The sequence below is a fragment of the Psychromonas arctica genome, assembly GCF_038155225.1.
GTDB lineage: Bacteria > Pseudomonadota > Gammaproteobacteria > Enterobacterales > Psychromonadaceae > Psychromonas > Psychromonas arctica_B.
The window spans coordinates 1-210 of record NZ_JBAKBA010000430.1 but is presented as its reverse complement, the minus strand read 5'-3'; the positions used below and the strand labels follow the sequence as shown (position 1 = coordinate 210).

Annotated in this window: 1 pseudogene; it reads left to right on the top strand. The window is 33.3% G+C overall.

The annotated features are described in order from the left end of the window. Nucleotides 1-210, top strand: a pseudogene (locus V6255_RS19000) (UDP-N-acetylglucosamine--undecaprenyl-phosphate N-acetylglucosaminephosphotransferase); the annotation flags it as partial.

Genomic DNA, 210 nt, shown 5'->3' with positions numbered 1-210 from the left:
GGGTGATCACTGCTTTTAATATGGTTGACGCCGTTGATGGCTTACAGGGTTGTTTGAGTATCATCTCATTTTTATCACTGGCTATGCTAATTGGTATAAACGAACAATTTAAGCTCACTTCAATATGTATCTGTTTTATTGCCGCTTTAATTCCTTTTTTTTTATGTAATTTATCGATAATCCCTGGAAATCGCTATAAAGTATTTATTG